Raw genomic sequence first — 24,712 nt, forward strand, 5'->3', positions numbered from 1 at the left:
CCATGCCCGTACTGACCGCCGCCCGCTACCGCAACCGCCAGTTCTGGCACGCCCTCGCCGCCCGCCGCCGCCCGATCGACCCCGCACCCGCCCGCGCCGTCCTCCCGCCCGCCCTGTACGCGCTGTTCGAGCGGATGTCGCCCGAGGACCGCCAGCACGGCCTCGACGTCCTCGGTCGATTGCAGGCGGCCGGGGCGACCGCGCCGCCGCTCCTCCAGGCCGGGCTGCTGCACGATCTCGGCAAGGCGGAGGCCGGTGTCGGCTTGCCGCACCGCGTCGCGCGCGTCGTGCTCCGTCGCTCCGTACCGCCCGTGTGGCGCTGGCTGTCCGGCTGCCCGACGGGTTGGCGCCGGCCGTTCTGGGCCGTGGCGAACCATCCGGAGCGCGGGGCCGTTTGGGTGGAGACCGAGGGCGCCGCGCCGGACGTCGTCGCCCTCATCCGATACCACGAGCGCGAGGCGCCCGATGCCTGGCGCGGCACGCCGCTGACCGCGTGGCACGCGGCGCTGTGCGCGGCGGATGCGACGTGCTGAGAAGGAGGATGACCCATGGCCCGTGAGCAGCCCCCCGTCATCGCGATCATCGGCCTCGGTCCCGTCGGGACCGCGCTCGGCCGGGCGCTGGCGCACGTCCGGACGGACTACCGACTGGTGGGACACGACCGCGACGCTGCCCGCGCCAAGGCCGCACTGGCCGCCGGCGCAATCGACGAGGCGCGCTGGAACCTCGTGGCCGCCGTCGAGGATGCCGACCTGATCGTCCTGACCGAGCCGCTCGATCAGACGCTGCTGACGATCGAGCACATCGCGCCCCACGTCCGCCCCGGCTCGCTCGTCACGGACACAGCGCCCGTGATGCGCCCCGTGCTCCGCGCCGCCGCCGACCTGCCGGCGGGCGTCTCGTTCATCAGCGGCCACCCGATCCTCGCCGGTCGGCTCGTGGCGGCGGACGCGGCGGCTGCGGCGCCGGCAAGCGCGGCGGCCGATGCGACGCCGGTGAACGCCGACGCCGATGGGACGCCCGGCGCGGGCCGTACGGGGGCGGCGGCGTCACCATTCACCGGCGTCGCCTACTGCATCGTGCCGGCCGCGTCAGCCGACGCGGCGGCCGTCCGCGTGCTGACGAACCTGATCGACGCAATCGGCGCCGAGCCGTACTTCATCGACGCGGACGAGCACGACGCGCTCGCCACCGCTGTCGACCAGCTGCCCCACCTGGCCGGCGCCGCCCTGGCGCGCGTCCTCGGCCACAGCCCGTCGGCCACCGACATCGGGCGGCTGATGCCCCCGAGCATGCACACCACGTGGCTGGCCACCGGCCGCGACGGCGTGGACGCGGCCGCGGCTGCGATGATGGACCGGTCGGCCGTCCTGTCATGGCTGGACGCGCTCGGCCGCGAGCTCGCCGAGCTGCGCGTTCGCATCGCCGCGGCGGACGCGGCAGCGATCGGCGAATGGCTGACCGAGGCCGACGCTGCGCGTGCGCACCTGGCCCCTGCCAGCCTGGACCGGCGCCAAGGCGACGGCGTCGACCAGAACGCCGCCTGGAACGACATCGGGTCGGCGAACCCGCTGCGGGGGTTGTTGTTGGGGCGAAGGAAGGGGCGGTAGGGGTAGATAGGGCAGACAGGGACAGCGCAGGCGATCAACGGCTGAAGCCGTCGATCCTTGCGAACCGTGCGGTCCTTGCGATCCCAGAGTCCACACGACACCGGCACCACACCCCCACGCGGTACAATCCCGCCGTGACCGCAACCGCCCCACCCCCCGCCCCCTCGTCCTACCGCGTCCTCATGGTCGCCCCGACGTCGTTCTTCGGCGACTACGGCTGCCACGTGCGGATTCTCGAGGAGGCCCGCACGCTGCAGGCGATGGGGCACCACGTGCGCATCGTCACGTACCACAACGGCAACGACGTGCCAGGGCTGACCGTCCAGCGCTGCCTGCCGATCCCGTGGCGGGAGCGCTACGAGGTCGGCTCGTCGCGGCACAAGCTGGCGTTCGACGTCCTGCTGTCCGCGCGCGTGCTCCAGAGCGCGCTCGCCTTCCGCCCTGACGTGATTCACGGCCACCTGCACGAGGGCGCGCTGATCGGCGGCGCGGTGGCGCGGCTCGTGCGGCGGCCGATCGTCTTCGACTTCCAGGGCAGCCTTTCGGGCGAGATGGTGGATCACGGCTTCGTCCGCGAGGGCGGCCGCTGGCAGGCGGCCGCACGCTGGCTCGAGCGGCGGATCGACCACCGGCCGGAAGCGATCGTGACGAGCACGGCTTTCGCCACCGAGCACCTCATCGATGACTTCGATGTGCCGCGCGCGCGGATCGTCGCCCTGCCGGACTGCGTGAACGCCGCCACGTTCCGCCCCGACGTCCTGACGCCCGCCGAGCGCGCCGCCGCCCGCCGCGCCCTCGGCCTGCCGGAGGCGGCGCCGATCGTCGTCTACCTCGGCCTGCTGGCGCGCCATCAGGGCACCAACGTCCTGCTCCACGCCGCCCGCAAGGTCATCGACGCACGGCCCGACGTGCGCTTCCTGGTGATGGGCTACCCCGGCACGGAGTGGTACGCCCGCCGCGCCGAGCAGCTCGGCCTGCACGGGCGCATCCTCTTCACGGGCCGCATCCCGTACGACCAGGCGCCGGCCCACCTGGCGCTCGGCGACATCGCCGTGGCGCCCAAGATCAGCACGACCGAGGGCAGCGGCAAGCTGCTGAACTACATGGCGATGGCGCTCCCGACGGTGACGTTCGACACCCCCGTCAACCGCGAGTACCTGGGCGACGACGGCCTCTTCGCCGCCCCGTTCGCCGACCCCGATGCCTTCGCCACCCGCATCCTCGACACCTTGGCCGACCCCGCCGGCGCCCGCGCGACGGGCGAACGACTGCGCGCCCGCGCGGTTGAGGGGTATGACTGGGCGCGGGCAGGAGAAACACTCGTCGACGTCTACCGAAGAGTCGGCGCGGGCGGTCACGGCCAACGCATGGACGCCCATCCCTCGTCTCCCGCTCTCCCCCCCCGCGAAGCATCCTCCCCCTCCCCCAGACTTGGGGGAGGGGGTCGGGGGGAGAGGGCCTTAGGCCGTCGGGTGGAGAGAGCTGAAGGCCGACGGCCTGAGAGGCCCTCAGTCCGTCCGTCGAACACACCCTCCTCACCCCCCAAATGACCCCCCACACGAACCTCCCACACCAGGATCGCCCCCTCGCCCACCGCCTGCGCGAGCTCTGGGCCTACCGCCATCTCGTCGGCAACCTCGTGATCCGCGACCTCAAGGTGCGCTACAAGAACTCGGTGCTCGGCGTCCTGTGGTCGCTGGCCAGCCCGCTGCTGATGATGCTCGTGTTCTACGTGATCTTCGGCGTGATGCAGAGCCCGTCTGTCGACCGTGCGTTCCACCTCTTCGTGCTGACGGGATTGCTGCCCTGGAACTGGTTCAGCATGAGCGTGGCGGGCGGCGTCGGGTGCGTCGTCGGGAACGCATCGCTGATCAACAAGGTCTACTTTCCGCGTGAGGTCCTGCCGGTCGGCGTCGTCCTCGGCGAGCTCGTGAACTTCCTGTTCGCGCTGCCCGTGCTCATCGCCATGCTCGTGCTGTGGGACATCCCGCTGACGATCCATGCCCTCTGGCTGCCCGTGATCATCGCCATCCAGGCCGTCTTCACGCTCGGCATCGTCTTCCTGCTCTCGTGCGCCAACGTCTACTACCGCGACACCGCCAAGATCATGGAGGTCGTGCTGTTGGCCTGGTTCTTCGGCACCCCGATCTTCTACGACTATGGCGCGTTCAACCGCGTGATCCACATCGTCGGCTGGCCGATCGAGACCGGCCGCCTGGCCTACATCCTCAACCCGATGGGCACGCTCGTGGCCAACTACCGCACCGTCCTGTACGGCTCGCCCGACGGCCCGCCGAGCGCCCCCGACGCGCTCTTCCTGCTCCGCACCGCCCTGACGGCCTTCGCGATCCTGGCCATCGGCTATTGGGCGTTCGCGCGGCGGTCTGGCCGGTTCGGGGAAGAGGTATAGCGTGGGCCACATCGCAAGGGCTTGCTCGGCTCGATGCGTGGGCCGGTGGGCGCCCCGTGGAGCGGCACGGTCCGCTGCGCGGCGATCACGAAGCGCGCCGCAAGGAACGGCACGATGAGCGGTGCGATCCGCTTCGAGGGCGTCACGAAGTCGTTCGTCATCGCCCACGACCGGCCGCGCAGCTTCCAGGAGGCGTTCGTCCGCGTCTTCCGCCGGACCGCCGCGGCCGAACGAGACGTCCTCGTGGCGCTCGACGACGTCTCGTTCGACGTCGCGCCCGGCACGGCCGTCGGGCTCGTCGGGCCGAACGGAACCGGAAAGAGCACGGCCCTCAAGCTTGTGGCGCGGATCGTCGAGCCGTCCGCCGGGCGGGTCGAGGTCAGCGGGCGCGTCGCGGCGCTGCTCGAGCTCGGCGCCGGCTTCCACCCTGACCTGACCGGCCGCGAGAACGTGTACTTGAACGGCTCGCTGCTCGGCCTCGGACGGCGCGACATGAGCCGCCGCTTCGACGCGATCGTGGCCTTCAGCGAGCTCGAGCGCTTCATCGACGTGCCGGTGAAGCACTACTCGTCCGGCATGTACATGCGCCTCGGCTTCGCCACGGCCATCCACCTGGACGCCGAGATCCTGCTGATCGACGAGATCCTGGCCGTGGGCGATCAGGCTTTCCAGCACAAGTGCCGCGAGCGGATCACGTCCCTGCGCAAGTCCGGCGTCACGATCCTCCTCGTGAGCCACGACACCGAGGCCGTCCGCGAACTCTGCGACCGCGCGATCTGGCTCGAGGACGGCGTCATCCAAGCGGACGGCTCGTGCGACGACGTGCTGCAGGGCTACTACCGCAGCATGGTCGCGCGCGAGGAGGCGCGCCTGGAGGCGGAAGCAGCGGCCGAAGCGGCAGCCGAAGCGGCAGCCGAAGCCGCGGCCGACGCCTCCGCCCCCACGTCGCCCCACGCCGACACCGGCGCCCCAACCACCGGCCGTGTAGGGGCACGGCATGCCGTGCCCCCCTCGCCGACCTCCCCACCCCGCCCCCCCACCTCCCCCGACCGCTTCGGCAGCGGCGAGGTCGAGATCGCCGACGTCGAGGTCCTCGGCCCCGACGGCACCCCCCACCCGATCGTCCTGACCGGCCAGCCCCTCACGATCCGCCTCCACTACGTCGCCCACCGCCGGATCGACCACCCCGTCTTCGGCATCGCCGTCCACCGCGACGACGGCACGCACGTCTCCGGCCCCAACACGCGCGACGCCGGGTTGTCGATTCCCTACATCGACGGTCCGGGAACGATCGACGTCCGCATCGACCGGCTGACGCTGCTCGAGGGCAACTACGAGCTCTCCGCCGCGTGCTACGACGACGCGCTGTCCCACGCCTACGACCACCACCACCGCCGCTTCCCGATGCGCGTCCGCGCCGGCGACATCCGCGAGCGCTTTGGGCTGCTCGCGCTCGATGCGGCGTGGACACATCGGGCGGGGGATCGGGGCGACGAACGCTGATGCCAACAACGCTCGCCACTGCCGTCGCCGTCGCCGCGACCGTCCTGATCGCGATCGCGCCAGGTTTGGCGCTGTTGCGCGTGTGCGGGGCGGGGCCGCGCGATGTCGTGGCGCGGGTAGGGGTGGCGGCGGGGGTAGGGCTGGCGGTGGTGCCGGTGGTGTACCTGTGGGCGGCGACGATTGGGGTTGGGATCGGGCCGGTGACGTGGGGGGTCGTATTGTTGGGAGCGATGGTCGCGGGGGCCGGGACCCTCAGGCCGCCGGCCCCCGCGACCCTCGCCCTCGTCCTCGTCCTCTTCGTCCAACTCATCGCCCGCTGGTACGCGGCACGCACCATCGCCATCCCGGTCTGGGCCGACAGCGTCCACCACACGATGATCGCCGACCTCTTCGTCCGCCACCACGGCCTCCCGGCCGACTGGCTGCCGCTCGCGCCGCTCTCGACGTTCAGCTACCACTTCGGCTTCCACAGCATCGTCGCGGCCGTCGCCTCCCTCACCGGCATCGAGGTTCACCGCGCGGTGATCGTCGTCGGCCAAACGCTGATGGTCCTCCAAGCGCTGACCGTCGCCGGCCTGACGACGCTCCTCACGGGCCGCCGCTGGGCCGGCGTCGCGGCAGCCGTCGTCGTCGGCGGCCTCGGCCCGATGCCCGGCACGTACCTGACGTGGGGCCGCTACACGCAGCTGGCGGGACAGGTGGTGCTGCCGGCCGCGCTCGGCATGGCGGTGCTCGCGGCGCGCGAACCGTGCCGGCTGGCCGCGGACGACGATACGCTCGGCCGGCGGCGGGCGGTGGGGCGGATGATCGCGGCCGCGGTCATCGTCGCCGGACTCGCGCTCACGCACTACGTCGTGCTCGTGTTCTTCGTCGTCGCGGTCGGCGCGTGGTGGTTGGTGGACGGCGGCGCAGGCTGGGCGCAGCGGCGGGCATCGTTCGGGCGCCTCGTCGTCGTCGCGCTGGCCGCCGTCGTCCTCGCGCTGCCGTGGCTGCCGCGCTTCCTTGCCGGCAACCTCGATCGGAACGCGGCCGCGCTCGTCAGCACCGAGCTGCCCGGCGCAGTGTGGGGCGCGGTGACGCTTGCCTACGTCGTCGAGCACTTCGGCCAGTGGGTCGGCGTCGGCCTGACGGCTGTCACGGGCATTGCGCTCGCCGTCGGCCTGGCGCGGCGGGACCGCACCGTGGCTGTGGCGACGGTCTGGATCATCGGCCTCGTGGCCGCGTCCTACCCGCAGGCGTTCGGGCTGGCGATCACCGGGCCGCTGAAGGACTTCACGGTCCTGATCGGGCTGTACGTGCCCGCCGCATTGGCCATCGGCGCCGCCGCGGCGCTGACATTGGACATCCTGTCCGCAGGGTCCCTCCCCCAGCATTGGGGGAGGGACAGGCTGGCAAAGTCAGCCAGGGAGGGGGCCCGCGGCACCGCGACGACCGTTGGCATCGCGGCATCCGTCGCCCTCGCCGCCGTCCTCGGCTATCGCCAGCGCGATGTCATCCAGCCTGACCGCATCATCGCCACCCCCGCCGACGAGCGCGCCCTGGCGTGGGTCCGCGACCACACCCCCGCCGACGCCGTCTTCCTCGCCAGCGGCCAGCCGACGTACGGCGACACCGTGGTCCTCGGCGAGGACGGCGGCTGGTGGCTGCCCGTCCTCGCCGACCGCGCCTGCACGATCCCGCCCCTGCCGATCGGCCATGAGCTGACCGTCGAGCCGGACTATCGCCAGCGGACGGTCGATCTGGCGAAGGCCGTCGCCGCCGACCTCGGGGCGCCGGACACCGTCGCGCGGCTGCAGCGAGAAGGCGTGGAGTGGGCCTATGTGGGCCCAACGGCGAAGACGCTGACGGCGGGCAAGCTCGAAGCGGCGGGGTGGCGCATGGTGTACGACGAGGATGGGGCGTCGGTGTGGGTGGCGGCGTGGGGGGGAGGCTCGGGGGGTGAGGGCCTTGGGCCGCCGCCCGTGGACCAAGCCCCATGACCCTCATCATCGCCGGCGACCGCATCGCCCCCCGCATGGCCGGCCCGAGCATCCGCGCCCTCGAGATCGCCCGCGCCCTCCACGCACGCGGCCTCCCGGTGACGCTGGCCGCACCGGGCGAGGTCGCGCTCGATCTGCCGTTCCCGAGCATCGGCTACGACGTCCGCGGCGAGGCGCTGCGGGCAGCCGCCGCGGGCGCGACGTCGATCTTCATCCAAGGCCTCACCCTCGCCCAGTACCCGTTCCTGGCCGCGCTCGACATCCCGATCGTCGTCGACCTCTACGACCCGTTCGTCCTCGAGAACCTCCATGCCCGCGTCCACGACACGCCGTCGGGCCGCCGGAGAGGCCACGAGACGGACCTGGCCGCGCTCGTCGATCAGCTCAAGCGAGGGGACTTCTTCGTCTGCGCCTCCGAGATCCAGCGCGATTACTGGCTCGGCTGCCTGACGGCCGTCGGTCGGATCAACCCGCCGATCTACGACGGCGGCGCCGACCTGCGCCACCTCATCGACCTCCTGCCCTTCGGCCTGCCCGACACGCCGCCCGCCGTACCGACGACGCCCGTCCTCCGCGGCGTCCACCCGCACGTCGGCCCGGATGACCGCATCCTGCTGTGGGGCGGCGGCATCTGGGACTGGTTCGACCCGCTGACGTTGATCCGCGCCGTCGCCGCCGTCGCCGCCGAGCGCGACGACGTCCGGCTGTACTTCATGGGCACGCGCACGCCGAGCCTCTATCGCCCGAAGCAGACGATGGCCGACCAGGCCGTGGCCCTCGCCCGCGACCTCGGCCTCTTGGACCACATCGTCCTGTTCAACGACGGCTGGGTGGACTACGACGCCCGCGCCGGCTACCTGCTGGAAGCCGACCTCGCCGTCAGCACCCACCTGCCGCACGTCGAAACGCGCTACGCCTACCGCACGCGCCTGCTGGACTGCATCTGGTCCGGCCTGCCGATGCTCGTCACGGACGGCGACGTGCTCGCGGACGTCGTGCGGCGCGAGGGCCTCGGCGAGGTCGTACCGCCCAACGACGTCGGCGCCGCGGCCGCCGCCCTGCGCCGGATGCTGGCCGTCGTCGATGCCGCCGCAGCGAGGGGCGACGCGACCCGCGGGCGCGCGGCGTACGCCGCGGCCTTCGAGCGCGTGCGCGCGTCGATGACGTGGTCGGCCGCGACGGCGCCGCTGGCCCGCTTCGCCGCCGCACCGGTGCGGGCGGCCGATCGGCCGATGGGCGACGTGCTGGCGGGCCGGGGGGCGGCGACGCCGGTGGCGGGGCTCCCGCGGCGGGCGGTGGAGATCGTGCGGGAGGGGGGGGTGTTGGCGCTGGTGGAGGAGGGGGTGCGGTACGTGCGATGGGTTCGGCGGGGGCGGTGAGGCGGGTATAGGCCTGAGGGCAGTGCCGGCGGAAGCACATTGCACCGTATGGAAACGCAACATAGAAGCGCGACGAAGAGCAACATAGAAACGTGACCGGACGCTATGGTGATTCTTGTCGGGACTCAATGTTGCTTTTGGGAACGATTCCACATTGCATCGTGATTCACATCCTGGCGACGCGCTTCGAGGACCGTTCGTACGCCTGCCTTGGCACGTCTGCCCGTTTCCCCCACCCCCCATCATCTGGCGTCATCGCCCCATGGACGTGCGATGACCCCGCCCCTCGACCTCACATCGCTCCGTCGGGCGCTCGCCGGCCTCGATCGTGGCTGCGAGCGCTCGCGCAGCGCGCCGGACGACGAGGAGCTGCGCGACGCCGCCCGCCGCCTGCTCGAGCAGCTGGAGGCACGCAACGATGCCTGACATTCAGGTCACCCAACGCCAGGCCACTACCCTGGACGTCGCCCCCGCTCACCTCGCTCTCCTGCGGGCGATCCTCGCCCGCCACATCCCCGACCGCACCGTCGTGGCCTTCGGCTCGCGGACAATCGGCGCGGCCAAGCCTTGGTCCGATCTGGACCTCGCGATTCTCGGCAACACGCGCCTGCCAGTGGTCGTGCTGGCACGCCTTGCCTCGGATCTCACGGAGTCAATGCTGCCCTTCCGCGTCGACATCGTCGAACGGGCCGCCGTATCTGGCGAGTTCGGGGAGCGAATCGACCGCGGCGCCTCGGTCGTGCGGTCCGGCGCGAGCGCGTAGCGCCTGTACGCAAAGCCACGGGATCGAGGCCCCGGTTGACTTGATCAACCTCGCGGAGGATGGACCCTTTCTCCAGCCCCCGCCCCCGCCCCCAACCGCGCCGCGCTGGCCGTCACCAACGCCGCCGCCAACGGCACCCCCCCCGCCGCCAGGTGCACATCCGCCAGCCGCAACAGCGCCGCCGCTTCGCACCAGCGCATCACCGCCGGGTCGATGCGCGGGTCGACCGCGGCGTGGGCGCGCCTGAAAGCCAGCGCCGCGCCCCGCAGCCGTGCCGCTCCGGTGGGCGTCTGGCAGCCGAGCCACACCAAGTGCGCGATGAAGTTCCCGACGTCGAGCGCCGGCTCGCTCAGCGCGGCGTCATCGAGATCGACGAAGCCGATCCGGCCATCGGGGGCGACGAGCACCTGTTCCGGATGCAGGTCGCGGTGCACCGGCTGGAGCCGCCAGGCGTGCGGGCCCGGGGCAAGCGACCCGAGTTGTTCGAGCGCCGCCGACGCCCGCCGCCCAAGCCGCGCATCCGCGGCGGCCAGGCGTGCGACGCGTGCGGCCAGCGGTGCCAGCTCGTCCGCCGGATTATGCCGTCGCTCGAGCGGCGCGGGCGACACATGCAGCGCGCCGAGCGCGGCGCCGATCCGCGCGGCCAACGCGAGGTCGCCCGCGCGCAGGCGCGCCGTCACGGGCACGCCGGGCACGGCGCCGAGCAGAACCACCCGCGCGTCGTCCAGGTAGCCGAGCGGCTCGGGCAGCCGCGGGCCGTCGGCGCGCTGGGCCGCATGCAAGTGGGCGTGCGCTGCCAGGACGCGCGGGCCACGCGCGCTGGCGAAGAGCTTCCCGAACAGGACGGTCGAGGGGTTCGTCGGGGCCGCGGACGCACCGCCGGCCGCGGGCGAACCATTGGCGATAGGCGCACCACCGGCGACGGACGCACCACTGGCGATAGGCGTACGACCCGCGCCTGGTGCGTCGCGTTCGAGGTCGGCGACGTCGTACCGGACCAGGCACCGGCGGCCCGGCTTGTGGCGCACGACGCTGGCCGTCGTCACGCGCGCCTCGCCTTGGCCGAGGGTGCGCAGCGCAGCCGTGATGTGGTTCGGGCTGACCGCCAGCGCCAGCGTCGGCAGCGTCGGGTCCACGGGCACCGGCGGCGGCGCGATGGGTGGGACGGACGACACGATCGTCGTCGCATGCCGGCTGCGGCCGTGCTCCGCGAACCGCGCCTCGGCCGCCGCCACGATCGCGGCGACCGCCGTCGGCCAGTGCGGGTCGAGCCGGCGGAACGGGTGGATCGCCAGCCGGAGGAGCGCCGCGGCCTCGAAGAGCGGCAGCAGCCGAACGGCGGTCGGGTCCGTGGCGCCGACGAGCGTCCGGACGATGTCCCGCGCCGCGTCCGTCGTCGCCTGCGCTCGCCGCGCCGCGCCGCGGCCGGCGGCGCCGGTCGCGACGGATGCCTCGGCCGCCCAGGCGCCGTAGTGCGCCACGAACGTCCCGTGGTCGAACGCGGGTTCGCCGATCGCCGCGTCGTCGAGGTCGATGAGGAAGGCGCCGCCGCCGCCGACGAGGACCTGCCTGTCGTACCAGTCGCCGTGGACGATCCGGGCGCGCCACGTGCTCGCGGCGATCGCCGCAGCGACCCGTTCGGCCAAGCGGCCGGCGATGGGCGATGAGGACGGCAGGAGCGCGTCGATGTATGCCCCCGCTGCGCGCACGGCGTCCGCCTCGTCGTCCGCCGAGCGGCGGGGCAGCGAGGTCGCCACGCGGCACGTCGCCGGGAGCGCGTGCAGCCGGCCGACGGCGGCCACCGCCGCGGCCGTCCAGACGGAACGGTCCCCGCTGGCGTCGACGTCGAGTGCCCGCAGCTCGCGCAGCGTCCGCCCGGGAACCGCCCCGACGACCGTCATGTGGCGCGCGGCGTCGACCGCCAGCAGCGCGCCGACCGGAAGGCTGCGCGCCTGCAGCGCGCGCTGCAGGTTGCCGAGCCGGGCCGCGTCGCGCCGGGTGTGGATCTTGGCGTAGGCCGCATCGTCGCCGCCTGGAGCCCCGACGATCCGCAGCACGCCCTTGCGCTCCGGCACGTGCCGGACGAGTTCGATCGCGAGGTTGCCCGCGGTGGCCGGGTCGTGGCCGAGCGCCCGCGCCATCACACCGGGCGCCATCGCTTCGACGAGCCACGGCACCTTGCGGTCGACGGGCGCGACTTGGAGCACGGCGCCGATGGACGCAAGGTGCGCGAACCGTTCCTCCGGGCCGCCGTGCAGCTCGAACGCCCGTTCGGACAGCCGCGACAGGCGGCCGCCGGGACGCGCCACCGTGGCGTCGCGACCGTCGGCGTGCAGCGTGATCGTGGCCCAGGTGGTGACCGCGCCGCCGTCGCCCGAGCCGCCCGTGGCCGCATCGCCCCCTTGGCAGCGCAGCTCGCCGCGGACGATGCAGCTTACGCCCGGCTTGTAGCGGACCCAGGACGGCGTGAACCCCTGGACAGCGACTTCACGGGCGAGGGCGGGCGCCCAGCCGCGGGCGATCGCGTCCGCCAGGGCGTCGGCGTCGAACGCCGCGGGCAGGCAGGACAGGGCGGCATCGGGCTTCATCGAGCCGCCTCCAACCTCAGGTCAGCACCAGGCGCTGCCGCCGCGCGCGGCTCGGCCGGACGCGCGACCGTCGCCCGCGACTGCAGCGCGTACAGGCCGCGGTACCGGGCGTTCCCGGCCAGCAGCTCGTCGTGCGTCCCGCTGGCTGCGATCCGCCCGCCCTCCACCACCCAGATCGCGTCGGCCGCCTGCACCGTCGACAGTCGGTGGGCGATCACGAGGGCCGTCCGGCCGACGAGCAGGCGGTCGATCGCGGTCAGGACGGCGGCTTCTGACTCGGCGTCGAGGCCGGTCGTCGGCTCGTCCAGCAGGACGATCGGCGCGTTGCGGACGAGCGCGCGGGCGATCGCGATCCGCTGGCGCTGGCCGCCCGAGAGCGTCAGGCCGCGCTCGCCGACGGGCGTCTGGTAGCCGTCCGGCAGGCCGCTGATGAAGCCGTGGATGCACGCCGCCTCGGCCGCCGCCACGATCTCGGCGAACGAGGCGTCCGGCCGGCCGAAGGCGATGTTGTCCTGGACGGTCCCGGCGAACAGGACCCCGTCTTGCGGCACGACGGCGATCTGGGCACGCAGCGAGGCCAGCGTGTAGTCCCGTACATCCCGGCCGTCGATGACCAGCCGGCCCTCCGTCGGGTCGTACAGGCGCGGGATCAGGCCGAGGAGCGTCGACTTGCCGGCGCCGGAGAGGCCGACGAGGGCCACCGTCTGGCCGGCCCGCACCGTGCGGTCGACGGCCCGCAGGACCGGCGTGCCGGCGGTGTAGGCGTGCCCGACGCCCTCGAACGCGATGTCGCCGCGCAGCCGGTCGACCGCGACGTGCCCGTCGGGGACGTCGGAGGTCACGTCGAGCAGCTCGGTGATCCGGTCCACGCACGTCGCCGCCTTGCTCGACCGTTCGGCGATCCGGGCGATCCGCTTGAGCGGCTTGTAGAAGCTGCGCAGGTAGCTCGCGAAGACGACGAGCTCGCCCGGCGTGAGCGCACCGGCCTGGACGCGCAACGCGCCGTAGCCGACCGTCGTCGCCATCGCCACGGCCAGCGTCGTCTCGACGGCGCGGTTCAGCTTGGCCTCGAGCCGCGCCGAGACGAGGCCGCTCTCGACGCTCTGGCGGTTCGTCTTGTCCAGCCGGGCCAGCGCGGCGTCCTCACCGGTGAACATCTGGACCACGTGGATCCCGGAGAGCACCTCGTGCATCTGGCTGGCCAGCTGGCCCTCCTTGCGGCGCTGCTTCTGGGCCGCGGCGCGGATGCGGGTGCTGAAGACGGACAGCAGGCCGAACAGGAGCGGCGTCATCGCTGTGGCCGCCAGCGCCAATCGCCAGTCCAGGACGAACATGACCACGAGGAAGCCGATCAGGACGATGCCCTCGCTCAGAAGGTCGCTCAGGGCGCCGACGAGGAGTTCGCGCAGGAGCATCATGTCGCTTGTCAGCCGCGTGAGCAGATCGCCCGTGGCGGCGCGGATGTGGTAGGCCACCGGCAGCCGCAGGAGGTGGTTGAACACCCTTTGTCGCATGTGCGCGACGACCGACTGGCCGACGCGGGCCGCCAGCAGGCTCTCCGCCTGGTACAGGAACCCGCGCGCCACGGCGGTCACGACGATCGCCGCGGCGCAGACGGCCACGAGCGTGCGCCCGTCCGCTCCCGCCAGCCCCAGCCCTTGCAGCCACGGCCCCATCGGCCGCCCGCCGATCACGTTGTCCAGCACGACCTTCAGCGGCCACGGCTCGAGCATCTGCAGCGCCGTGTAGGCCAGGCTGGCCGCGAACGCCAGCCCAAGCCGCTTCCGATGCGGGCGGAGCTCGTCCCGCAGCTGCCAGATCGCCCCGCCCGCCGCCGTGAGCCCCTCGGCCTGCCGCGCCAGCGCGCGAGTGACGGCGCTCACGCCGCCACCCGGCAGGCGTCGGCGCCTCGGGTCGACGATGTGCGACGCGTCGCGGCATCGGCGACACATGCCACATCCGTTCCAGTCGCTCCACCCGCTTCGGTCGACCCCTCGTGGATCGACAACCGTGCCAATCGCGCCAGCACCGCCTGCGCGTTGTGCCGCCAGGTGTGGCGGGCGATCACGTCGGCCCGCCCGGCGGCGCCCATCGCCCTGGCTGCCTGCGGGGCGGCGAGCACCGCCGCGAGCGCTGAAGCCATCGCGGCGACGTCGCCGGCCGGGTAGAGCCTCGCCGTCCGCCCGTCGTCGACCACCGCGCGCACCGGGGGGATGTCCGCGGCGACCGTCGGCAGGCCGGCGGCGAGGTACTCGAACAGCTTGAGAGGGGAGAAGTAATCCTCGGCGTCCGCGGCGTAGGGCGCCACCGCCACGTCGCACGCCGCCAGCAGCGCCGGCACGTCCTCGTGCGGCACGGACCCCGTGAAGCGCACGCGGTGCCGGAGCCCGAGCTCGACGGCGCGCGCCTCGAGGGTCGGCAGCGCCGGACCGTCGCCGACGATGAGGAGGCATGCGGCCGGATCGTCCGCCGCCACCCGGGCGAACGCGTCCAACACGTCGCCGACGCCGTGCCACGGCCGGATGCTGCCGACGAAGCCGATCACACGGCGGTCGGCAAGGCGCAGTCGGGCGCGCACGGCGTGCCGCTCAGGTGCGGCGGCGGCCATCGCGTCGGCATCGACGCCGTTGGGCAGGACGAGGATCCGCGCGGGATCGACGCCCACTTCGGCGAGCCATTCGGCCAGCGGCGTCGAGACCGCAACGACGGCGTCGGCCCCGGTCAGGACGTCGCGCTCGATCGCCCGCGCGCGGCGCGGCCACGGCAGGGCGCGGTAGCGGGCGGCCTCGCGCGTCAGCGGCGCGTTCACCTCGAGCACGTGCGGCACGCCAAGGGCGCGGGCCACCGCCTGACCGCCGCTGCCGAAGAGGCTGTAGCGCTCGTAGACGGCGTCGATGCCGGCGGCGCGCCACGCGGGCGTCGACAGCGCGAGGGCGCGGGCCGCCAGCTGGGCCCGCAGCGCGCCGGCGCGGTCGCCGCTGGCGCGCTCGATGAGTCGGCGGCTGCGGGCGTCGAGGACGATGGGCGACGCCGCAACGAGCGCCGGGGCATCGATTCGGGCGGCGGCGATGTGGACGCTGTGCCCCTCCGCCGCGAACGCGCGGCACATCGCTCGCACGTGGATGCTGGCGCCCTTCGTGCCGTCGACCGGGATGCCGGGGTCCGTGCAGGCGTAGAGGAGGTTCATCGGCGAATGGTCCATCGGCGAGTGGTTCATCGACCGACGCCTTCGGCGAACAGCATGTGCAGCCGGCCGACGTTCGCCCGCACGTCGAACGCGGCCTCGACGCGGGCGCGGCCGGCGTCGGCCAGGCGGCGGCGGAGCCGGGCATCCGCCAGGAGCAGCTTGAGGGCGGCGGCCAGGGCTTCGGGGTCGCGCTCGGGCACGAGCAGGCCGGTGACATCGTCTTGGACGAGTTCCGGGATGCCGGTGACGGGCGTCGCCACGACGGGTACGCCGAGGGCCATCGCCTCGATGAGGACGGTCGGCAGGCCGTCGCGGTTGCCGTCGGCGCCGACGACGCACGGGGCGGCGAAGGCGGTGGCGTGCGGGATGAGGTCGATGAGCGCGGCGCGCGGCAGCGGGCCGGGCAGCGTCACGCGATCGGCCAGGTCGAGCGCGGCGACGAGCGCGGTGAGCGACGCGGCGCGCTCGCCGGTGCCGATGATCTGACACGTGAAGGGCACGCCCTCCGCCTTGAGGATCGCACACGCGCGGATGAGGTCATCGAACCCCTTCTTCTCGACGAGCCGGCCGATCCCGAGGATCAGCGGCAGCGGGTGCGGGACGTGGCCGTTGCGGTGGAACGCGTCGAGGTCGAGGCCGTTGTAGATCCGCACGAGCCGCGATGTGCCGGGCGTGTGGGCCAGGTAGGCCCTGTTGAAGTCGCTGACCGTCACGCTGAAACGGGCATCGACGAACTTGCGCGCGAGCGCCGTCGGCGCGACGGACTGATGAAAGATGTCCTTGGCGTGCGCCGTGAAGCTGTACGGGACGCCGGTCAGGCGGGACACGATCCGCGCCACGGACGTCGCGCTGGACGCGAAGTGCGCGTGGAGGTGGGTCACGCCGGCCGCCTTGACGCGCGGCGCCAGCCAGACCGCCTGGTGGAAGCGCTTCCAGGCGCCGAGCCGCCGCTTGCGGGCCGTTTCGAAGAGGACGGTGCGATAGGCTTCCGGCGCCGCGCGCCACGCGGCGACGTGCGTGCGGACGACGTCGCGCACGCCGCCGGCCCAGACAGCCTCGGGGGCGTAGGTCACGCGCGCCCGGACGCGGGCGACATCGGCGTGGAAGCGGCCCTCGTTATTCGTCTTCAGGCTGAAGATGTGGAGGTCGGCGCCTTGGCGCTCGAGCTCGAGGATCTCGTTGAGGATGAACGTCTCCGAGAAGCGCGGGAACATTTTGCAGACGTAGCCGACACGGGTGGTCGCGGGCACGGCGGCCGTCTTCGTCGCATTCGGCCAACTGGACACACCCGGCACGGTCGTCACTGTGGTCACGTTCGTCACGATCTACTCCTCAGCGGACCACGCCGGCTGGAGCCGGTCGGGGCGGTGGTGGGCGCCATGGGTCGGCGTGGCGACCGGGCGCGGGTGGACGGCGGACGGCTGATCCAGCAGGCCGACGAGCGCCGCGGCCACACGGTCGAGGCCGCCGAGGTCGACCTGGCCCACCGGTCGACCGGCGGCGAGCGCGCGGGCCAGCTCATCGCGCAGGCGCGCCGGCGTCAGCGCGTCCGGCGTCACCATCCGGACGACACCGCGGCGCTCGAGGGCGGCGGCGCGAATCAGCTGCTCCTGGCGCGGCGTCGTGCGCGGCACGAGGACGGCCGGGCGCCGGAAAGAGAGGATCTCGCACGTCGTGTTGTAGCCGGCCATCGACACGACGGCGGCGGCGCGGGCGACGACGCCCGACAAGCCGGCGACGAAGTCGACGATGCGCGCACCGGGCGCGTCGGCGGCCATCGCGTGCAGCGCGGCGCGCTCGGCGTCGGCCATGAACGGGCCGGTCACGACGACGGGGCGGAACGGCGCGCCGCCGGGCCACGCGGCCGCGGCGCGCAGGAACGTGTCGAGGACCGCGAAGCCATCCCCGCCGCCGCCGGCCGTTGCCAGGACGTAGGGCGGGGCGCCGTCGGCGACGAGGTCGGCCAGCTCGGCGGGGATCGGCTCCGCGCGGCGGCGGAGGTAGCCGACGTACTGCATCTTGGCGGCGACCGCGCTCGAGAGCCCGTAGGCCTCCGCCGGGTCGAAGACATCGCGCTGGCCGTAGACGAGGATCCGGTCGTACACCCGCTCGAGCAGGTCGTAGATCCCACTGGCCGCCCACGCCGCCCGCGTCCGCCCCGGCGCGTCGACGACATCGCGCAGGCCCAGGACGATCTTGGTGTCCGGCAGGAGCCGGCGCACCGCGGTCAGCGCGCGGACGGCCTCGCCCTTCACGCCGCCCGGCGCGTGGTCGACGACGACGAGGTCCGGCCGGAAGTGGCGCACGGACTCGTGGAGCAGCGCACTGCGCAGGGAACGGACGGTCTCGAACGACGTCGGCAGCGAGCGCGCGGCGTACTGCTCATCGCCGGTCTTGATCACACACGGCAGCTTGACGGTGTCCGTTCCCGGCGGCAGCACGAGGTCCGTCGCCAGCGGCGAGCCGGTGACGATGAGCTGCGCGATGCCGGGCCGGACGCCGTGGAGGTGGTGGGCGATGGACAGGGCGCGGCGGAAGTGGCCGAGGCCGTACGTGTCGTGGCAGTAGTGGAGGACGCGGCCTGGGTGGGCGGGGGGGTGGATCGTCATGGGTGGCTTTCCTTCTGGGGGAACGCGGCGGGTGTGGGGGCCGGCGTCGCATTCGCTCGTGCCCGCTACGTTGCCGAGCGGGCGGGAAAGTCACGGGTGGGGATCGGGTTGCGTGGGCGAGGAATGTCGGCGGACATGGAAAAGGGCGGGTCTGAGACCCGCCCCTACCGTGTGAATTTGGCGTGAGGCCACCGCGTGGCTTGGCCTAGCGGTTGCGCTCGCCGCCCTTGTCGTCGCGGCCCTTGTCCTCGCCGCCCTCGTCCTCGCCGCCCTTGTCGTCGCGGCCCTTGTCCTCGCCGCCCTCGTCCTCGCCGCCCTTGTCGTCGCCCCCTTCGTCCTCGCCGCCCTCGTCCTCGCCGCCCTCGTCCTCGCCGCCCTTGTCATCGCCCCCTTCGTCCCCGCCGTCCTCGTCCTCGCCGCCCTTGTCGTCGCCCCCTTCGTCCTCGCCGCCCTTGTCGTCGCCCCCTTCGTCCTCGCCGCCCTTGTCCTCGCCGATCTCGCGCGCATCGTCCGCGCCCTCCGCGCGGGCAGGCGGTGCGATGGGGCGCGGGCCACCGGCCGCGGTCGCTTGCGCCGCCGGCGGCTCGGCCGTCGGCCCGCTCGGGCGGGCCGACGATGTTGCGGCGGCGGCCCTGCCTGCCCCGATCGGCGATGGCGTTGGGCGCGGCCCGGTCATCGACGCCAGCGGCGTCGGCCCGTGGGGCACGACGGGGGCCGGGACGCCGTAGTCCAGAAACGGCAGCATCTCGACCGCCACGAGCTGACCGGCGGTCAGCCGCGCGCGGATGCGGACGTGGTCGCCGATGCCGAACGCGCCGGGGTGCTCGGAGGCACCGTACTCCGCGACGTCGGCGGGGACGTTGACCGTCAGGCCGGAGATCCGGCACCACTCCGCGGCGTACGCGTCGATGACACCCTCGAACGTGACGTCGGCGCTGCGCGCGGCGGCCATCGCCACGGCGACGTCGGCGCGCCGGGCGGCAGCGACGGCCGCGGCTCGGGCGCGGTGCGATTCGACGCTCGGCGCCGTCGCCAGCAAGACGCCCCGCCCCGCCTCCTTGACGGCGTAGAGCGCGTCGCCGGGCACCGCGTTCGTGGCGGCATAGGCCACCGGCGCGCCGACGAGCAGCGCGGCCACGCCGGCGGCCATCGCCCAGATCGTGCGCAGCGGGCGCGTGGCTGGACGGGGCGACGAGGTCGAACGGTCGATCGCGAGGCGCGGGCGATGCGGCGCCGCGGCGGATCGTGACGGTGCGGTGGACGATGGACCGGGTGTCGACGACTCAGCCGATGGCGACGACGGGGCGATACCGGCTGCCCGCGCGTCGAATGCAGCGAGCAGGCGTTCGCGAGAGGTAGCCACCTGGGCCATCGTCGGCGGGCGGACCGCGGCGGTCAGCGCGGCCGCGGTCTCGAGCGCCGGTCGGAGCGCCTCGGCGGACGCGGGATGCCGCCGCAGCACCGACTCCACCGACTCGCCCCGCTCCAGGGCTTCGAGGGCTTCGATCAACTCGGCTTCGTGCCGGGATTCGTCATAGGGAGCGTTCATACGCTTGCCGTCCTCTGCGTCATCTGCCGGGCCAGTGCGGCCACGGCACGCGCCTGCAACTGCTTGACGGCCCCGGCCGTCCTGCCCATCGCCTCAGCCGCCTCCAGAATGGGCAGCCCGGCCCCGTAGCGCAGCGCCAGCACCTGTTGCTGCTCTTCGGTCAGTGCCTGCATCGCGTCGGCGAGAGCGATACGCTCCTCGTCGCGGGCGATGGCCGTGTCGAGATCGCCAAGAGGATCCTCATCGTTCCCGGCCACGATATCGTCGAGCCCGACCTCGGGGTGCCGATAGACCCGCCGGTAGTGGCCGCGCACGACGTTCTTGGCGACGCCGAACAGCCAGCCCTGCAGCGTCGTCTGCGGCGGCCGCGGCCCGTCGATCGCCTCGAGGAACCGGACGAACACGTCGCTCGTCAGGTCGGCGGCCAGGTCCGGGTCCGCGACCTGCAGCGAGACGAAGCGATGGATCACCGGGTGGTAGCGGTCGTGGATCTCGATGAGCGCCGCACGATCGCCGGCCAGCACGCGCGTCAGCAGCGCGGCCTCCGCCGGCACGGCCGCTCGCTCGGGGTGGGTGGGCTCACTCGTCATCCGTCTGGATTGTGGCGCACGCCACGCCGATCGGGAAACAGGCACGATCATCGCAACCCTCTGCGCCGCCGGAGCGGCCGAACTGGATCCATGGTGGTCCGCCCTCCTTCCCCGCCGCGGTCGTCGCCCGGCCTGCGGCGCCTCGTCGGCGTCGTCGGCTTGGCTTCCACCTCCTCCGTTGCCGAACCGCGCCAAAGGTCACGGGTCGCCCGATACGAATTTCGAACGCCGATGCCGGCCCGTCAGGAACGGATTGCACGGCCGCGCGTGTCCATCTGATCCGACACCCCGCCTCGCTCCTCCCACTGCTGCCGACGATCACTGAAGGGACCGCCATGCACGCTCGCGGCCGCCGCACCGCCCTCGCCGTCACCACCGCCACCGCGCTCGCCGCCTGTGCCGCATACGCCCTCGCGACCGCCGCCGACGCGCGGGCGCAGGCGCCGGGCGCCGACGGTCGCATCCACTTCACGGTCGACGACGAGCGCGACCTGCCGGACGCCCGCCCCGGCGACGGCACGTGCGCGGCCCCGGCGCCGGACGGGCGCTGCACGCTGCGCGCGGCGTTCGACGAGGCGGGGGCGTCGGGGCAGCCGACGACGATCGCGTTGCCGGCGGGCCTGTATACGTTGAACTTGAACCGGGGCGCGGCCCCGCCGGTCGCCGGCCCGGCGTACGCGGGCTTGTACGTGCCATCCGGCGCCGACGTACGCCTCGAGGGCGCCGGCGCCGCCGTCACCGTCATCCGGCTCGGCCTCGCCCTAAGCGAAACGAGGATGATCATCGTCGCCGAGAGCGCTCGCCTGGACGTGACGGGCGCCACGCTGCGGGCCGCCGGCGGCCACAGCGCGATCCAAACGTACGGGCGGCTGACCGTCGCGGACGCCGTGCTGTCCGGCTGCAGCCCGTGTACCTCGGTCGTCTCCGTCGACTTCGACGGGACGCTGGCGATGACGCGCACGGTCGTCGCCGACAACAAAGTGGACACCGTGCTGTTCCTGTGGGGCTCGGCCGTCGTCGTTTCCAGCACGTTTCAGCACAACGTCGTGGCCAGCCAAGTCCTCTACGCCTATGGAGCGGCGCGCTTCGAAGCATCCGCGATCATCGGGAACGAGTTTGCGATGTTGACGAGCTGGGGCGGCGGCGGCGGTCACGTTCAGCTTCACCATTCGACCGTGGCCGACAACGTGATCCGCCTATGGGACTTCGGCGGGGCGCCGATGTTCGGTTCCGGCCCGCTGACGCTCGAACACACCACGATCGCCGGCAATCGCGCCACGGCCGAACGGGGCCCGATGGTCCTCTTCCGTTCCGACCGGCTGGCGATCACCGCCTCGATCGTCGCGGACAACGGCACGCTCGGCGATGTCTACATCCCGTCGGCCGGCTGCATCGTCCCGACCATCGTGTCCCACGGCGACAGCGTCGTCGACCAATCGTCGTGCGCCGACCCGGCCCGCGGCGACCGCGTCGTCGCCGACGCCGACCTCGGCCCGCTCGTCGACGCCGGCGGCCCGACGCCCGTCCGCCTGCCGCGCCCGTCGAGCGCCGCGATCGGCGCCCGCACCGTCGGCTGCCCCGCGGTCGACGCGCGCGGTGCGCCGCGGCCCGCCGGCGGCCCGTGCGCGTCCGGTGCCGCCGAACCGTCCGCCCCGCCGCCGCCGCGCGGACTGCTGTGGCCGATCGACGCGGCGTTCCCGACCGGCGGCCCGGATGCCCCGCAGCGCACCGAAGGCGTGCCGGGACCGCCCACCGTGCTGGCGGTGCGCGACGGCCGCGGCATCGTCGTGCGCGGCCGACAAGGCCAGGCGCTCGGCATCACGAACCAGCCAACGGCCCTCGAAGGCGGCATGATCGACCTCCCCTCACCCGCGATCGATGCCGCGCTGGACGGGACGACGGCCTGGCTGATGCACGCCGACGGGACGCTGACGTCCGTCGACGTCACCGACCGCGCCCGCCCGGTGCGCCTGGCGGTCGTGCATCATCCCGTGCCCGGCGACCTCACCTACCCGGTGGCCTACACGCGCCTGGCCATCCCGGCGCCGGGCGTCCTGTGGCGCCTTGGCTGGACAGGCAAGGGGCTGCGCGGGACACCGGTGCAGTATGTCGATGTCTGGGATGTCACCCGGCCGACAACGCCGCGCCATCTCCAGAAGCTCGACATCGGCTTCGGCGCCGGCCCGCGCGGTCTGGCCTGGTACGCCGGCCGCCTCGTCATCGCGCAGGCGACCGGACTCGGGTTCGGCAAGACGGACCGCTCGTTCACCGTTCTCGACGCGTCGGCGCCGCTGACGCCGGCCGAGGGCGCCCGCCTCGACCTCGACGGCACCCCGACCGGCGTCACGCTGCACCACCACCACGCCTTCGTCACCGTCCGACAGCGCGACGGCGGCGCCCCCGACGGCGTCCTTGCGATCGACGTCACCGACGCCGCCAAGCCGGTCGTCCTCGGCTGGTGGCCCGACGTGTGGGACGACGTCGTGGCCGCCCCGAACGGCGTCCTCCTCCGCCGCGGCGCGTCGCTCGCCGCCGCCGACCTGTCGGACCCCCTCCGCCCCCGCATCCTGTCGGCAGCGACCTGGCTGGTACCGCCCACCTCGCTCCGCGCAATGGACTCCGGCATCCTCGCCCGCCTACCGGACGGCCGCGACGTCGTCGTCGACCTGACCGCGCCCGGCGGCCCGCGACCGGTCGACGCGCCGTCCGACGGCGTCGTCATCCAGACAACGGTGGGCGGCGGCGAGGACCTCGCTTGGCGTACCGAACGTGCGACATGGCATGTCGCCGACCCGCAGCACCCCGCCCGCGTCCGCCGCGAGCTGCCGGAAGCCGGTGCAACCACCGTCGCCACGCCAACCGTTGCCGACAGCATCGTCTGGAAGGCAGCCCCGGACGGAATCCACGGCTTCGCAACGGACGGCACCGGTGACGCAGTCGGTACCATCGATGTGCGCAACCCAGCGGCATTGTCGGCTGCCAACGCCCGTCTCTGGGTGCTCACCGGATCGCACGTCGCGCTGTGGGACGTCGCCGACCCGGCCCGCCCGACCCCGTCGCGCACCTGGCCCCTGCCAACCGACGCGATCGTGGGCGGCCTGGCGGCGGACGACGCCGGCGCCGTCGTGTGGTCGTCCACCGGCCGCGTCTGGCGCCTGCGGATCGACGACAGCAGCACCCAGCTGCCCGGACCGCTCGTCGTGCACACGGCCGGCCCCATCGTCGCGGCCGCCATCGTCGGCGATCGCCTCGCGATCATCGACGGCACGAGCGTCACGGCGTACGCGATCGACAGCGGCAGCGCGAGCCTTCTGGGCGCATTGCTCGTATCCGGCGCCGGCCGCGGGCTGGCGGCGTCCGGCGACCGGGCGTACGTCGTGGCCGGCGGGTGGCTGCACGTCGTCGGCCTGTCGAGCGACCCCGTCCGCCCTGTCGTCAAGGTGCCCGCACCCGGCGCCCGCGGACCCATCGCCATCGCCGGCGGGCGCGCCTTCGCAGCCGCCGGCGCCAACGGCCTGCTGGCCTACGACATCGCTGCCCCGCAGCCGCCGACCGTGCAGATGCACTGCGGCACGACCTTGCCGGGCGAGCGCGACGTGGTCGTCCGCTCGCCCGGCGCGACCTCCGTCGTGCTGCGCCTCGACGGCCTGCCGGTGGCATCGGCCGCCCCCGCCATCGCCGGCGATCGAGCCGATCTCGTGACGCTGCACCTCGCCCTCCCCGCCGGCCGCCACCGCATCGACGCCGTCGCGCTCCGGCCGAATGCGCCGACCCGGACCAGCCCACCGATACGCGTCGAGGCCATCCCCGACCTGCTGTTCGACCCCAGCGGCGTCACTTTCGATGACGGTCGCCCGTCCGGTCCCCGCCCCGCCCTGGATTCCACGGGCTGCGCCACGTCCGCCGACGGCTGGACGGTCCGCATCGACGCCCACAACGCAATACACGTCGTCGTACCGATACGGCCCGACATCGCCGCCACCGCGGCCGTCACGATGACCGTCGCCGGCCGCGCAGCCCGGCTCGCCCCGGTCCTCGACACCCCATCCCACTTCGCCGGCACGTTGCCGGCGATCACCAACCCCGCCGCCGACCCCATCGTCCACCTCAGGATTTCGGCCGGGACGGAGCGGGCGACATGGCACGGGCGGGCGGTGCGGCAGCAGGTGTGGCTGCCGTGGGCAGCGCGCTGACATCAGAACACGAACACCGGGCGATCGCGACGCCCTGCGCACTCGCCCGTCGGGCCTCCGGCGTCCACACCCACCCCCGCAACGGCAGCGCGCCCTGGCAACACGCAGGCGACTCCGATGCGGGGTGTCCAGAGGGGCGCAGCACCCTCTGGCCGGGGTGCAGGGGCCAGGCGGCCCCTGCGAAGGAAATGCACGAACCCATTTGGGTATGCGTCCAATCGGGCACGTACTCCGGCTCTGCACTTTCCTCATCTTCGTCTCGACTTGCCTCATCTTCGTCTCGACTTGAGCCGCCATCCAAGCTCTTTAGGCCTCATCAACAATGCAGCTATCCGCGTCGACGGTATACTGC

17 protein-coding genes are annotated in these 24,712 nt (G+C 73.3%); 10 read left to right on the plus strand and 7 right to left on the minus strand.

Annotated elements, in window-relative coordinates; all coding sequences use genetic code 11:
* Positions 1–2 precede the first annotated feature (2 nt).
* From IPG72_12240 to IPG72_12280, 9 genes are all read left to right on the plus strand, one after another.
* The gene (locus IPG72_12240) at positions 3–533 is read left to right on the plus strand and encodes a hypothetical protein (protein ID MBK6769757.1); all 531 of its coding nucleotides are present in this window, start codon (positions 3–5) and stop codon (positions 531–533) included.
* A 15-nt stretch (positions 534–548) separates the two neighbouring features.
* Complete coding sequence (locus IPG72_12245; protein ID MBK6769758.1) at positions 549–1,610, plus strand: prephenate dehydrogenase/arogenate dehydrogenase family protein; 1,062 nt, start codon at positions 549–551, stop codon at positions 1,608–1,610.
* Positions 1,611–1,744: 134 nt separating this feature from the next.
* Positions 1,745–3,160 carry a glycosyltransferase family 4 protein gene (locus tag IPG72_12250; GenBank protein ID MBK6769759.1) on the plus strand — a complete coding sequence of 472 codons (1,416 nt, stop codon included), beginning with the start codon at positions 1,745–1,747 and terminating at the stop codon, positions 3,158–3,160.
* Positions 3,157–4,020 (plus strand): ABC transporter permease, encoded by an 864-nt coding sequence (locus IPG72_12255; protein ID MBK6769760.1) that lies wholly within the window; start codon positions 3,157–3,159, stop codon positions 4,018–4,020. The genes IPG72_12250 and IPG72_12255 overlap by 4 nt, the downstream gene beginning before the upstream one ends.
* Before the next feature lie 114 nt (positions 4,021–4,134).
* Positions 4,135–5,523: an ABC transporter ATP-binding protein gene (locus IPG72_12260; protein ID MBK6769761.1), complete on the plus strand. Its 1,389-nt coding sequence runs from the start codon at positions 4,135–4,137 to the stop codon at positions 5,521–5,523.
* Positions 5,523–7,502 (plus strand): hypothetical protein, encoded by a 1,980-nt coding sequence (locus IPG72_12265; GenBank protein MBK6769762.1) that lies wholly within the window; start codon positions 5,523–5,525, stop codon positions 7,500–7,502. The genes IPG72_12260 and IPG72_12265 overlap by 1 nt, the downstream gene beginning before the upstream one ends.
* Entirely contained in the window at positions 7,499–8,881 is a 1,383-nt protein-coding gene (locus IPG72_12270; protein ID MBK6769763.1) for a glycosyltransferase family 4 protein, read from the plus strand. The genes IPG72_12265 and IPG72_12270 overlap by 4 nt, the downstream gene beginning before the upstream one ends.
* A gap of 273 nt (positions 8,882–9,154) precedes the next feature.
* The gene (locus IPG72_12275; GenBank protein MBK6769764.1) at positions 9,155–9,307 is read left to right on the plus strand and encodes a hypothetical protein; all 153 of its coding nucleotides are present in this window, start codon (positions 9,155–9,157) and stop codon (positions 9,305–9,307) included.
* Positions 9,300–9,644 (plus strand): nucleotidyltransferase domain-containing protein, encoded by a 345-nt coding sequence (locus IPG72_12280; protein MBK6769765.1) that lies wholly within the window; start codon positions 9,300–9,302, stop codon positions 9,642–9,644. The genes IPG72_12275 and IPG72_12280 overlap by 8 nt, the downstream gene beginning before the upstream one ends.
* Positions 9,645–9,688: 44 nt before the next feature.
* Here IPG72_12280 and IPG72_12285 read toward each other — a convergent pair whose 3' ends face one another.
* The 7 genes from IPG72_12285 to IPG72_12315 all read right to left on the minus strand — a co-directional run bounded on the left by IPG72_12285 (position 9,689) and on the right by IPG72_12315 (position 20,131).
* Positions 9,689–12,232 carry a phosphotransferase gene (locus tag IPG72_12285; protein MBK6769766.1) on the minus strand — a complete coding sequence of 848 codons (2,544 nt, stop codon included), beginning with the start codon at positions 12,230–12,232 and terminating at the stop codon, positions 9,689–9,691.
* Entirely contained in the window at positions 12,229–14,115 is a 1,887-nt protein-coding gene (locus tag IPG72_12290) for an ABC transporter ATP-binding protein (protein MBK6769767.1), read from the minus strand. Before IPG72_12290 ends, IPG72_12285 begins: the two co-directional genes overlap by 4 nt.
* Positions 14,112–15,449 carry a glycosyltransferase gene (locus tag IPG72_12295; GenBank protein ID MBK6769768.1) on the minus strand — a complete coding sequence of 446 codons (1,338 nt, stop codon included), beginning with the start codon at positions 15,447–15,449 and terminating at the stop codon, positions 14,112–14,114. The genes IPG72_12290 and IPG72_12295 overlap by 4 nt, the downstream gene beginning before the upstream one ends.
* Positions 15,446–16,741 (minus strand): glycosyltransferase, encoded by a 1,296-nt coding sequence (locus IPG72_12300; protein MBK6769769.1) that lies wholly within the window; start codon positions 16,739–16,741, stop codon positions 15,446–15,448. Before IPG72_12300 ends, IPG72_12295 begins: the two co-directional genes overlap by 4 nt.
* 3 nt (positions 16,742–16,744) lie before the next feature.
* Positions 16,745–18,028 (minus strand): hypothetical protein, encoded by a 1,284-nt coding sequence (locus IPG72_12305; GenBank protein MBK6769770.1) that lies wholly within the window; start codon positions 18,026–18,028, stop codon positions 16,745–16,747.
* Between the two features lie 205 nt (positions 18,029–18,233).
* Positions 18,234–19,577, minus strand: a complete 1,344-nt coding sequence (locus IPG72_12310) for a hypothetical protein (protein MBK6769771.1) — start codon at positions 19,575–19,577, stop codon at positions 18,234–18,236.
* Positions 19,574–20,131, minus strand: a complete 558-nt coding sequence (locus tag IPG72_12315) for a sigma-70 family RNA polymerase sigma factor (protein ID MBK6769772.1) — start codon at positions 20,129–20,131, stop codon at positions 19,574–19,576. Before IPG72_12315 ends, IPG72_12310 begins: the two co-directional genes overlap by 4 nt.
* 371 nt (positions 20,132–20,502) lie before the next feature.
* On the opposite strand from IPG72_12315, the gene IPG72_12320 reads away from it, so the two are divergent.
* Positions 20,503–24,360: a hypothetical protein gene (locus IPG72_12320; protein MBK6769773.1), complete on the plus strand. Its 3,858-nt coding sequence runs from the start codon at positions 20,503–20,505 to the stop codon at positions 24,358–24,360.
* The last annotated feature ends 352 nt before the right edge of the window (positions 24,361–24,712 follow it).

Origin of the sequence: Candidatus Avedoeria danica, assembly GCA_016703025.1 — a bacterium.
Taxonomy (GTDB): Bacteria; Chloroflexota; Anaerolineae; order Epilineales; family Epilineaceae; genus Avedoeria; species Avedoeria danica.

What these genes read in the sequence shown, in the direction of transcription:
- IPG72_12280 (MBK6769765.1), top strand. Translation starts at nt 9,300, where the DNA reads ATGCCTGACATTCAGGTCACCCAACGCCAGGCCACTACCCTGGACGTC.
- IPG72_12265 (MBK6769762.1), top strand. Translation starts at nt 5,523, where the DNA reads ATGCCAACAACGCTCGCCACTGCCGTCGCCGTCGCCGCGACCGTCCTG.
- IPG72_12320 (MBK6769773.1), top strand. Translation starts at nt 20,503, where the DNA reads ATGCACGCTCGCGGCCGCCGCACCGCCCTCGCCGTCACCACCGCCACC.
- IPG72_12270 (MBK6769763.1), top strand. Translation starts at nt 7,499, where the DNA reads ATGACCCTCATCATCGCCGGCGACCGCATCGCCCCCCGCATGGCCGGC.
- IPG72_12260 (MBK6769761.1), top strand. Translation starts at nt 4,135, where the DNA reads ATGAGCGGTGCGATCCGCTTCGAGGGCGTCACGAAGTCGTTCGTCATC.
- IPG72_12245 (MBK6769758.1), top strand. Translation starts at nt 549, where the DNA reads ATGGCCCGTGAGCAGCCCCCCGTCATCGCGATCATCGGCCTCGGTCCC.
- IPG72_12255 (MBK6769760.1), top strand. Translation starts at nt 3,157, where the DNA reads ATGACCCCCCACACGAACCTCCCACACCAGGATCGCCCCCTCGCCCAC.
- IPG72_12240 (MBK6769757.1), top strand. Translation starts at nt 3, where the DNA reads ATGCCCGTACTGACCGCCGCCCGCTACCGCAACCGCCAGTTCTGGCAC.
- IPG72_12310 (MBK6769771.1), bottom strand. Translation starts at nt 19,577, where the DNA reads ATGAACGCTCCCTATGACGAATCCCGGCACGAAGCCGAGTTGATCGAA.
- IPG72_12305 (MBK6769770.1), bottom strand. Translation starts at nt 18,028, where the DNA reads ATGACGATCCACCCCCCCGCCCACCCAGGCCGCGTCCTCCACTACTGC.
- IPG72_12285 (MBK6769766.1), bottom strand. Translation starts at nt 12,232, where the DNA reads ATGAAGCCCGATGCCGCCCTGTCCTGCCTGCCCGCGGCGTTCGACGCC.
- IPG72_12295 (MBK6769768.1), bottom strand. Translation starts at nt 15,449, where the DNA reads ATGAACCACTCGCCGATGGACCATTCGCCGATGAACCTCCTCTACGCC.
- IPG72_12275 (MBK6769764.1), top strand. Translation starts at nt 9,155, where the DNA reads ATGACCCCGCCCCTCGACCTCACATCGCTCCGTCGGGCGCTCGCCGGC.